The organism is Ensifer adhaerens, assembly GCF_013283195.1.
GTDB classification, from domain to species: domain Bacteria; phylum Pseudomonadota; class Alphaproteobacteria; order Rhizobiales; family Rhizobiaceae; genus Ensifer; species Ensifer adhaerens_G.
The window spans coordinates 1,357,645-1,369,646 of record NZ_JABEKT010000002.1 but is presented as its reverse complement, the minus strand read 5'-3'; the positions used below and the strand labels follow the sequence as shown (position 1 = coordinate 1,369,646).

The window sequence follows — 12,002 nt, the reverse complement described above, 5'->3', positions numbered from 1 at the left end:
GGTCAAGTCAGGTAAGAGCCGGCCGATCCATCTGTCTCGGTAACTGCTGTCGGCCGCTCCGTCGATAGTCGGCGCGGTTGGCGTATGCGCAGTAGCTGCCCCTTGCTGGGACTGCCGGTGGTCACAAGCGGATGGCTTTCCAAGCCCACTGACCGTCCTCGTGGCATTCCAGCACGGCGTCGTAGAGGTCGCGTTTATTGGATCGCTCACCGTTGTTGACGCACGTGATCGACTTTGCGGAAAAGAGATGCAGCACCCTGTCGAACTGGTCTTGCCGCAGCATTGACTCGACGCGATCCATAAAGACGAACTGTGGTTTCGACAGGAGGACCTTGGCGATGGCCAGGAGCTGTTGGTCGCCCAGCGAGATTTCTCTATTTTGTTCTTTGCCCAGCCCTTCGACATCGCCGGCGAGTTCCTCCAAGCCAAGTTCTCGCAGGACCTGCCGGAGCCGGGCATCGGAGGTCGCGCTGACTTCGCCCGGAGGAAGCAGAATTTGTCGCAGCGAGCCAGGCGTCAGGTAGGGTCGCTGCGGGAGAAACATGAGGTCTTCCGAGCCCGGTCGAATGATCCGACCGGCTCCCGCCACCGGGATCCCCGCAGCCGCCCTGAACAAGGCTACCCCGACGGCCGGGCTGGCTCCCGTAACCAGCACCCGGCTACCAGCAGGTATGCTTATCGAAAGGTCATTCAGAAGAGGCGATCCATCCGGCAACCGCAGTGTCACCCGCTCAAATGCGAATTGTCCCTTCTGTTCTTCGAGTTCAATGCGCGATTCATCGCTTGTATGGGTTCGTTCAATCGCTTCCAGCAATGAACTCAGACGAGAAACGACTGCGGCAAAGTTCGAGATCGAGTTGAACTGGCGAATGATCAATGAAAATGCGCCGACGAGCATCGCAAAGGCTGCGCCCGGCTGGGTGATGACGCCAAACTCGATTTCGCCTCGCATGAAGGCCGGGGCTATGATGAGGTCCGGAATAATCTGGATCATCCAGTTGTAGCCGTTGGTGAAGAAGCCCAGGTTCCGGTTGACGGCGATGATACTGCGAATGTTGGCGACCAGATCGTCAATGCGGTGCAGCAAGCGGGTTCTCTGCCGATCCTCGCCGCGCGTCACAAGAACGGATTCGGCGTTTTCACGAACGTGAATGAGGCTGGAGCGGAAGTTGGCCTCCTTGTCGAGCCGGTCGTAGTTCAGATCAATGAGCGGTCGACCCAGGACGATCGTCATGTAGGAACCGGATGCCGCGTAGAGGACGGCCACGCCAAACAGCAAGGGACTTATGGACCAGAGCACGCCGGAGAAGCTCACCACCGTCAAAGCGCTGCTGAACAGCATGATGACGTAGGAAAGCGTCGTGACGGTGAAGGCGCGGATATCCTCGGCAATGCGCTGGTCCGGATGAGCGAGTTGCCCGGATATGTCGAGGCGATAATACGTCCCCTCTTCAAGATAGAGGTTCACGGCGCGGCGCGTGAGGAATTCACGCCAAAGCAAGGCCAGTCGCTCTTCGGTGAAGCGGGCGATGACCCCGACAATGGTAAGGATAGCGAAAACGCAGATGTAATAGACCGCCTGTCGGACGAACTCATCGGTCTGGCGCTCCGCGATGGCGGTCATGAAGTTTCGGCCGACATAGTTGTTGACGACATTGAGACCGTTCAAGCCGAACAACAATGCCACGAGCCCGGCGAACGTCAGCTTCGCCCTCCCACCTACCTCGGAGCGCAATAGAATTCGCACGGATCGCAAGAAGCGAGCCGCCGTCACTTTGAGTGACGCTTGCTGGGTCTCCATGCCGTTTTCCTTCGCGAAAACGCCGGCTGCGAAGATGGAGCCCTAGAAAGCGGGCACCAAACCTCCAATCAGGACCACTGCCCGTCAACCTTTTGCGGATCGCACGGCGCGCCGTGCGATGGCGGCTGCCTACCCATATCTCCTGCTATTGTTAACCTGTTTACCAACGATCTCCCTGATGATCGTCAGGGTTTCCCTGGCAGCGTCTCGCGGGTGCAGCGCGGTGTCAGCCACATTGCTCACAAGTCTTGTGGCATCGTGGTCGATACCCTTCTGCGACCATCGCTTGCCCTTGGCGACCGTGATGTAGACCGAGTATGCGTGGTGCGTTGTGCCCGGTCGCTCACCGATAATATGGAGAATCCCCCTCAGACTGTCTGGGTCCGACTTCTCAAAGAGCGTTTCGCCGATGCGATATCCGGCCCGCACTCTTCCACTGGTGACGAGGATGTTGTCTTCGCTCATGGTGACACCGGCGTCCGAAAGCAGCTTGCGCACTTCCTCCAGGTAAGGTGCAAGATGCCCGTCGTCCATGATGGCCTTGGCGTTAAGGCCGTCGGAAATGACGATCTGGCCCTTGGGCATATCGTTTCCCCAGGAGGCCCTTATCCGTTCAATCTCCCCAATCGACTCCGGGCTCAGCGTCTCACCGGTGGTCGGGTGCGCGATGTAGTCGTTCCGATCCTTGGACAGGGTGCGAACGGGAACGACGTTGGGGACGGCCGCGATAAACCCCGGTGTAAGTTCGGCCCAAAGAGAGACTTTGGCGTCGTCATAAAGGCCCCTGACTTTTGCGGCGAGGGCCGGATTGAGGTCCCAGATCTTCTCCCCATGCCCCATGGCCAGGTCGACGCCCCTCGCTTCGACTTCCCGGACCTTCTCACGACCTTCATCGTAGATCGCGTCCTGGGGCCTGCCATCACCCTTGGCGAGGCGATATTGGTAATAGACCCACAGAGGATCTCCGTAATACCTGGTGAAACGCCCGTCCTCGCCAACGACCCCGATGCGCTTGTAGAAATCCCACATCGCGTCGTTGACCTTGAAGCCAAATTTGTCCCTCACGCGCACATGATCCTGGAATGCAGTCGTGAGATAGCTCAGCATGGGGTCGTTCTTGGTCGGCAAAGCAATCAGATAGGCGGGGTTGGCGGGCATGATCTGGTCCTGGCACCAATCGAGATCGTCCAGGCTCACCGTCATGTGCAGCGTGGTGCAAACATCGAGGCCGATGGTCAGCCCATGGAGCTTGCCCATGACCATGTCCTCCAGACAGCACCGCACGAGTTGTTCGCGGCTCTTGAAGACCTCCGGTCCAATAAAGCCGGCAACATCATTGACATGGAGCCAGGCACCTTCGGGTTGGACCTTTGCGAGTTCGATGCCGACCGCTCGGCTGAAACCATACTTTCGAGACTCAAGCACCACCATGTCGACACCGTTGGCGACACTGTTGGTGAATTCCGAACCTTGCCCTGTTTCAAAATAAAGACCGTAACGCTCTCCGGCCTTCGCCTGCGCGTATTTGAGGATCTTCTCATTGGTAATATCGAAGATCTTGTTGCAGTCATCCGTGCCGGCGAGGCTCTGGAACATCGTGGAAACCGTTCCCGGGAACCTTTCGCTCACCTCGCTCTGGACGTCGATGTGGGCAAGCACGCACCACGGGATGACATCGCCCAGTTTGAAGGTGTCCACGATGTCCTTGAGCGCACGCTCCACCGTGACGACGCTGTCAACAGTGCTGTCCACCGGGTTGGTGCCGATGACGATGTCGCCCGTAGCATAGGAAAATGCGTCGAAGACCTGCCACATAATGTCGTCTGGGTGGTCGGTTGGCGAATTCGGCTGGATACGCGCACCCATGTAGCCCTTGGCCCCCAGCTTGGTGCCCGGCATGACGTTGAAAATCTTCTGACTGACGGTGATCAGTTCTTCGTTACTCATCAGTTTCGGCACGCATCCGATCGCGTCGCTGGTGAGGCCGTTCATGATGGCTTTGATGCTTTCCTCCGGCTCTTTGAGGAGAAATTCCTTCAGGTCACCCAAAGTCCACTCTTTGATCTGCTCGAACTGGGCCTTGTCGGTCGTCTCCCAAATCAAACGCTGCAGATCGTCCTCGAACAATGGGTGCTGATGGAGATTGCTGATTGTCGTCCTTGTCAGAAGGCTGCGCGCATAGCGCCGTGTCGCGTCGTCTTCGGCGCCAACTCCAATTGTCTGGTCGCCTTCCTTGAAATCGTTCGCAGCGCCGATGACCTGCTGATAGGTCTTCTGATCGAAACTGCCCTTCATCCTGCTGATATAGGCAAAGACGTCCTCGTCCGGCTTGACCTCCACGATCCTGACGGCATGTTCCCTCGCCGCCGCTTGCGCTGCATGCCTGGAACTGGACAGCGCAGCAGCGGCAGTTCCGGCAATAATCAGGAGATCCCGTCTATACAATCCGGCACTTTGATTGGAGAACAAGCCCTTCCTCATGGCGATTTCCTTTCATCAGAAGGCCGCTCCCGGCCCTGGATTGAACGACGCGGAGCGCTTACAGCCAACCGCCGGAAAAGCCGGCGCGGCGCAGCCCCCTCACCAGGGGCTCTGATCGGCGCATGATATTCCACAACAGCCCGGTCCTGTAGTTTTCGATCATCAGCACCACGGGCCCCTGGTCGATGCCGAAGTGGTGGGGGCTGACCCACCATCCCGCCTCGGCACCTTCCACGGCATAGCTCCGGTTGAACGACGGTTTGAATCCGTAGAGGCGCGTCATGCCGAGATTCATGCGGGCAAAGTTCCAAACCGTTGGAATGACGATCTCCGGAGCAAACGGTAACGATGCGACGACGGCCCATGGAGACACCGTTCCGTCGTCCGGTCCGAAGGGTGCACCGCGGGCAAGGTAGTCGAAGAATTCCCTTTCGACGCCGTCGACGGTGCGCTTGACCCATCCTGGTCCGTCGCTAGCCGTGAAGCCCCAGCAGAATTCGCCGTATCCGGCGAAGTTCAGCGGGTTGTGGATGGCATATTGCTGTTGGACGTAGGTCGCGTGCCGGCTGTTTTGGAAATAGTCGCTGTCACGTTCGCGCATGAATTCGTCACGGATGCCGCGGAAGTCGATCCACATATGCGAAAGCTGGTGGGTGAACAGCGGTCCCGAATAGAGTAGTTCCCGCCCATAGAGGTTCCGCCAGTCGTAGCTCTCGGTATAGGCGGAGTAGGATTCCGGTGGCAGCGGATGAGTGGGCGATCCAAGGCCTAGGATGTAGAGCAACAGGCCTTCGTCATACCCGCGCCAGCGATAGGGAATAAAGCCGTTTTCCGGTCGCCAGCCATGGGTCAGCGTGAGTCCGTGATCGCGGGCCCAATTCCAGTCCGCGCGTTCATAAAGTTCGTTTCCCAGCCGACGAATTTCCGCCTCTTCCGGCGCATCGGCGTCGAAGTAGGCGGCCACCGTCAGTGCCCCTGCGAAAAGAAACGCTGAGTCGATCGTCGACAGTTCGCATTCCCAAACGCGCCGGCCAGTATCGATATCGAGGAAATGATAGAAGAAACCCTTGTAGCCGGTGGCGTCAGGCTCCGGCCCCTGCGGACATTCCAGGAGAAATTGCAGTCGCCTGCGGGCAATTTTTGCCGCGAATTTGCGGATGACAATGCCCCGCTCGACAAGCACGGGGATTGTGGCAAGCGCCATGCCGATAGCGGCAATGCTTGCGGGTGCGTCTTCTTCCGTCTTGTCGCGAACGAGCCCGTTGTCGGGGTTGGTGCAGTGCAGATAATACAGCAGTGTCGTGAATTGCAGCCGGGCGAGATCCTGCTCGGTCGGTATCCGGCTCAGTTCTTCATCTGTCGACAGCGCTTGCGACATGGTCAGCCAACCACGAGATGTATGTTGTGATCTCGTCCGTCGTCCACGAGTGGAACACTCAGATCACCGACACTCTTGCCGTCGAGGGTCAGCGCATAGGAGCCCTCTCCTGATTTGGCATCATTGCGTACCTTGATCCGGTAAATCGACCTCCCGTGTCGGAAGTCGACTTCGTATGTCGACCATTCCGTCGGTATGCACGGTTTCACGAAAAGCCGATTCCCCTGACGGCGAATGCCGAGAATAGCTTCCAGCCCTACACGATACATCCAGGCGGCCGATCCGGTGTACCAGGTCCAGCCGCCGCGGCCGGTATGAGGCGGTGCACCGTACACGTCGGCGCTAACAACATAGGGTTCGACCATGTAGCGCTCGGCGTCTTCAGGTGAAAGGGAATGGTTGATGGGATTGAGCATGCTCCAGAGCTGAAATGCTCGATCGCCGTCCCCAAGCAACGCGGTTGCAAGGGCAACCCAAGTGGCTGCGTGGGTATATTGGCCGCCATTCTCCCGAATGCCGGGCACATAACCTTTTATGTATCCAGGCTGCAGCGCGCCCTTGTCAAACGGCGGATCGAAAAGCTGAATTAGCTTGCTCTCGGTGCGAACGAGCCTTTGCCAAACCGCTCGCATTGCCATAGAGGCGCGTTCAGTATCGGCGGCGCCCGAGATGACCGCCCACGCCTGAGGTATGGCGTCAATCTGGCATTCGTCGTTGAGGGATGAACCAAGGGGAGTGCCGTCGTCGAAGTAGGCACGGCGGTACCAGGATCCGTCCCAGGCATGGCGCTCCAACGACACGCGCAATGCCTCGGCTGCGCCAGTACACCAGGCGACCCGATCTTTGTCTCCCATGACTTTCGCGATCGCGGCAAATGATCCGAGCACGGTCAGGAAGAACCACCCGTTCCACACACTCTCACCTTTGCCCTCGGCGCCGACCCGGTTCATGCCGTCGTTCCAGTCGCCCGTTCCCATGAGTGGAAGCCCGTGGCGGCCCAGTCTCAAACCTTGATCGAGCGCCCGGCAGCAGTGATCATAGACGGTGCCGCGCTCTTGGCTGACCCCGGGGACCTCGAAGCGTTCCTCCTCTTGGTTATTAAGGGTTGGGGATACGATGAAAGGAACCAGCTCGTTCAGGAGCTTGTAATCGCCAGAGATCGTCACGTAACGATGGACGACGTATGGCAGAAAATACAGATCGTCGGTCATGCGGGTGCGCACGCCCGCGCCCGATGGTGGATGCCACCAATGCTGAACGTCTCCTTCGGTGAACTGGCGGGCGGCCGCGCGAAGGATGTGAGCGCGCGTTTCTTCAGGCGCGCTATGGACGAGGGCGGCGACATCCTGGAGTTGGTCGCGAAATCCGTAGGCGCCGCCGGACTGGTAGAACCCTGTTCGAGCCCAGATGCGGCAAGACAGCACCTGATAGAGCAGCCAGCGGTTCATCATGAGGTCAAAGGCCTTGTCGGGCGTACGAACCGTGACGGAGTTCAGCAACTGGTCCCATTGGCGGGAAGCCTCTGCCAGCGAACGCTTTGCACTCCCCGGTTCGGCGTGTTCACGGACGAGCCTGCGGATCTCTTCGTGATCCTTTGCCTGTCCCAGCACGAAGACCAGTTCGACGGTTGATGCCGGTGAGATTGAAACGTCGACCATGAGGGCGGCGCACGGGTCGAGCGGGGATCCGAGGCGCCCGTCGAGCTCCAGGCCTACCAATCCCGCCGGCTGAGAAATTGACCCCTCTCTGCCAAGAAACCCGAGCCGGTCGCATGTGAAGGATCGCACCGGCGCACTCGATGCCACAAATGCCAGGTCTCCGGAAAATTCTCCCGTCCCGCGGCGCGCAGCGACGATGGCACTGCTTTCGATGTCGAATTCACATTCGATCAGAGCGTGCCCGTCTTCCCGCAAGATGCCGAGCACCCATTCAACGAAATAGGTGGCGGTGAGATTGCGTGCATATCTTCCATCGTTGCGCAAGGAGAGGCGGACGATCTTGACCGTGGCTGCAACGGGCACATGGACGGTCAGTTCATGATGAAGGAGCCCCAGATCGCTCTCGTATCGCGTGTAACCCTGCCCATGCCGCACTGTCGTCGCTGAGGCCTGCCCGAGAGGCAAAGTCGTCGGCGTCCACAACGTCGCTGTCGACTCGTCGCGCAAGTAGACAATTTCGCCGGGCTGATCTGAAACCGGATCGTTTGACCAGGGCGTCAGTCTGTTCAACTGACTGTTGCCTGCCCAGGTGTAGCCAAGACAACTGTCACTCGTCATGCAGCCGAACACGGGGTTGGCAATGACGTTGCACCACGGCATCGGTGTCGCGCGATCACCTTCAGTCGCGATGACATATTCGCGCCCGTCTTTCGAGAAACCTCCGCGACCATTCCAAAAGTGCAGGCCGTCTCGCCCCGCTCGACGTTTTGCACCCACGCCGGCAAGGGGCGCTTTCGTCGGTTTCCAGATCGGCAAAGCGATAGCGGGCGCTGGAGCGAGTTGCTCAGCAAGCGACCCGCGACCACAACATAGTACCGCACGAGCCTTGGCCGCGATTGCATCCCCCACGTTCTCGGTGGATACCACGTGGATACCCCCGGCTTTGCCCAGCGTCGCTTCCATGTGGACAGATGCCTTCGTGCTCAGCGGCAATCGTGTGATTGCCTCTGTCTCGTCGAGGATGGCAAGATCGAAGGGAAATCCGCGACCGGTGATGAACGCGTGGGCGTCGATCGCCGTGTCTATGAGGGGTGCTTCGCCCTGTTTGTCCACGCGCAGGAGCACAATAGGGAGGTGTCCCGAGATGCCCGCTGACTGGAAGCCGCTGTCACCGGGATGCTCTTGCGCGGCCGTGCCATGAAGGCCCGGGCGCGAAAACAACAAGGTGCCCGCCAGCCGATTGAAGAGGGTTGCCTCTTCGGGGGATGGAAGGCCGCCATCGGCGCAACTGGCCGTGGCGTCAGACAATGCGCGGCGAGCGGAACGAACGTCGGCAAACCGCTTCGCGATCGTTGCTGCCGTTTCCTCATCCTCCGCAGCCCCAGTTGCAAACGCAACCTGTTGCGTCTCGGCCGGGCCGAGAACGACCACTCGGCGCAAGCTGAAAATGGGATCGAGGACAGGGCCGGTCGTGCCTGAGAGGCTTCTTCCCGGCCCCAGGGCGCGCGGGTCTGTTGGTGTCCTGTGCCGGCCGAGAAATCTGTGCCGATCGGTGTCATGCTCCACCGAATGATGGGTTTCGTCGCTGGAGGCCGACACATGTACCGCCCAGATTGGCTTCTCCGCCGCGCTGCGCGGTCGACGCCGCGCGAACAGTGCTCCTGTTTCGGCGTCGAAGCGGGTTTCAATGAAAAGCTTGGCAAATGCCGGGTGTGCGCTGTCGGCGCGTCGGCTGTTGAGGCATATTTCGGAGTAGCTTGTCAGCTCGATCCTTTTCGTTTTGCTTCCGGTGTTGTGCAGGAAGAGCACGCGAACCTCCGCATCGCAATCGGGCGCGACGCAAACCTCCCACCGGATGTCTATGTCCCCGTAATGACAGTGGTATTCGGCGCGATCGACGTGAAAAGAATGTTGGTAGGCAGCCGCTGGATGATGGATCGGTTGTCGCCCGATTGTCCAGACCTCGTTGCTCTCAAGGTCTCGAATGTAGCAAAACTGGCCCCAACAGTCGCGCGTACCGTCTTCTCGCCAACGGGTGATGTCGAGGCCGCGCCAGGATCCATATCCAGAGCCGGCCTCCGTAAGAAGGACGCTGTATCGACCGTTCGACAAGAGGGAGACATCCGGCAGCGCACCCGCCTCGCGGCTTGCGCTGACACCACTCTTGCCAACCGGATGAACCATCAAACCGACCTTTCAACCAAAACTAGACATTGTCACCTTCCGTCGACGTCGATGCCTTTGTTTGTCCCGAAGCTTTGACGCCCCACTTCCAGCCGGTGATCGACGGCATGTCGTCGCCGTGTTTCTCGATGTAGTCGCGGTGCTCGAACAGCTTGGCCTGAATGGCCTGCTTGAAATAGGCGGCGCGGGCGCCAAGTTGCGGCAGGCGGTCGATGACATCACTGACCAGGTGGAAACGATCGAGGTCGTTAAGGACGACCATGTCGAACGGCGTCGTTGTCGTGCCTTCCTCCTTGTAGCCGCGCACATGCAGGTTGCCGTGGTTGGTCCTGCGATAGGTGAGGCGATGGATCAGCCATGGGTAACCGTGGAAGGCAAAGATGATCGGCTTGTTCCGGGTGAAGATGCCATCGAAATCCCGGTCTGAAAGGCCATGGGGGTGCTCTTCGGCAGGCTGTAGCTTCATCAGGTTGACGACATTGACGACACGCACCTTCACTTCCGGCAGGTGCTCGCGCAGTAATTGCACCGCCGCCAAGGTCTCGAGCGTCGGGACGTCGCCGCAGCAGGCCATGACGACATCCGGCTCGCTGCCTTCGTCGTTGCTTGCCCAATCCCAGATGCTGACGCCCATGGCGCAATGGCGCACAGCCTGTTCCATCGTCAGCCATTGCGGCCCTGGTTGCTTGCCCGCGACGACGACGTTGATGTAATTGCGGCTGCGCAGGCAATGATCGGTGACGGTAAGCAGCGTATTGGCATCCGGCGGCAGATAGACGCGCACGACTTCTGCCTTCTTGTTGACGACGTGATCGATGAAGCCGGGGTCCTGATGGCTGAAGCCGTTGTGATCCTGACGCCACACATGTGAGCTCAGGAAATAGTTCAGCGACGCCACCGGCCGGCGCCACGGGATCTCGTTGCAGACCTTCAGCCACTTGGCATGCTGGTTGAACATCGAATCGATGATGTGGATGAAGGCCTCGTAGCAGGAGAAGAACCCGTGGCGGCCGGTGAGCAGGTAGCCTTCGAGCCAGCCCTGGCACTGGTGCTCGCTGAGCACTTCCATGATGCGGCCATCCGGGGATAGATGATCATCCTCGGGGTAGATCTCCGCCATGTAGCAGCGGTTGGTGACCTCGAGCACGTCCTGCCAGCGGTTGGAGTTGTTTTCGTCGGGGCTGAACAGGCGGAAGTTGCGGCTGTTCATGTTGGCCTTCATCACGTCTCTTAGGAACGTGCCCATGACGCGGGCGGCCTCCACCGTGGTCGCGCCGGGTTGCGGGACATCCACGCCATAGTCGCGGAAGGCCGGCATCTTCAGATCGCGCAGCAGCAAGCCACCGTTGGCATGCGGGTTATCGCTCATCCGGCGGTGGCCCGTAGGTGCAAGCGCGGCAAGTTCCGGTCTCAGTCGCCCTTCGTCGGTGAAGAGTTCCTCCGGGCGATAGCTTTTCATCCATTGTTCCAGGATGCGAATGTGCTCCGGCTTGCTCATCTCGCCCATCGGTACCTGATGCGCTCGCCAGTAGCCCTCGCATTTCTTGCCGTCGATTTCGTCCGGGCAGGTCCACCCCTTCGGTGTGCGGAAGACGATCATCGGCCAGGCCGGTCGTTTCACATTCCCCCTTTTTCGGGCGTCATCCCAGATCTGCCGGATCTCGGCCATGGCCGTGTCGAGCACGCCTGCCAGCTGCTGGTGAACGCTTGCCGGGTCATCGCCTTCGACGAAATATGGCTTGTAGCCCATGCCTTCGAAGAATTTGCGGAGCTCGTCATGCGGGATGCGGGCGAGGAAGCACGGGTTGGCGATCTTGTAGCCATTCAGATGCAGGATCGGCAGGACGCAGCCGTCGCGAGCGGGGTTCAGGAACTTGTTGCTTTGCCATCCCGTCGCCAGTGGACCGGTCTCGGCCTCGCCGTCACCGACGACACAGGCAACGATGAGGTCGGGATTGTCGAAAGCTGCGCCATAGGCATGGCTGAGCGCGTAGCCGAGCTCGCCGCCCTCATGGAGGCTGCCCGGCGTTTCCGGCGCCACATGGCTCGGAATGCCGCCGGGAAAGCTGAACTGCTTGAACAGCCGCTGCAGGCCTTCGCTATCCTGGCTGACGTTGGGATAGAACTCGCTGTACGTCCCCTCGAGATAGGCATGGGCCACAAGCGATGGCCCGCCATGTCCCGGACCGATCACGTAGATCATGTTGAGGTCGTCGCGCTTGATGATCCGGTTGAGATGCACGTAGAGCATGTTGAGGCCGGGCGAAGTCCCCCAGTGGCCGAGCAGGCGTGGTTTTATGTCTTCTCGCTTCAGGGGCTTCCTCAGGAGCGGATTGTCGAGCAGATAGATCTGGCCGACCGAAAGATAGTTCGAGGCCCGCCAATAGGCATCCATCAGGCGAAGTTCGTCTGCCGTTAGTGGCTTTGCCGGTTTTGCGGATGCTGCCTCGTTCATCGATGCTGTGTCTGGCGTGACCATCTGACCCTCCCGGTCGACAAG

Annotated in this window: 5 protein-coding genes; all 5 read right to left on the bottom strand. The window is 59.5% G+C overall.

What is annotated here, in order from left to right:
- Positions 1-121: 121 nt before the first annotated feature.
- Positions 122-1,801, bottom strand: coding sequence for an ABC transporter ATP-binding protein/permease (locus LPJGGPFB_RS22610; protein ID WP_173422126.1), 1,680 nt, complete (start codon positions 1,799-1,801; stop codon positions 122-124).
- A 129-nt stretch (positions 1,802-1,930) separates the two neighbouring features.
- On the bottom strand, positions 1,931-4,282 hold the full coding sequence (locus LPJGGPFB_RS22605) for an ethanolamine ammonia-lyase (RefSeq protein WP_173422125.1): 2,352 nt from the start codon (positions 4,280-4,282) through the stop codon (positions 1,931-1,933).
- Positions 4,283-4,340: 58 nt separating this feature from the next.
- Positions 4,341-5,660 carry a glucoamylase family protein gene (locus LPJGGPFB_RS22600; protein ID WP_173422124.1) on the bottom strand — a complete coding sequence of 440 codons (1,320 nt, stop codon included), beginning with the start codon at positions 5,658-5,660 and terminating at the stop codon, positions 4,341-4,343.
- Positions 5,661-5,662: 2 nt separating this feature from the next.
- Positions 5,663-9,502, bottom strand: a complete 3,840-nt coding sequence (locus LPJGGPFB_RS22595) for a GH36-type glycosyl hydrolase domain-containing protein (RefSeq protein WP_173422123.1) — start codon at positions 9,500-9,502, stop codon at positions 5,663-5,665.
- A gap of 22 nt (positions 9,503-9,524) precedes the next feature.
- Positions 9,525-11,981, bottom strand: a complete 2,457-nt coding sequence (locus LPJGGPFB_RS22590) for a phosphoketolase family protein (RefSeq protein ID WP_173422122.1) — start codon at positions 11,979-11,981, stop codon at positions 9,525-9,527.
- Positions 11,982-12,002 lie beyond the last annotated feature (21 nt).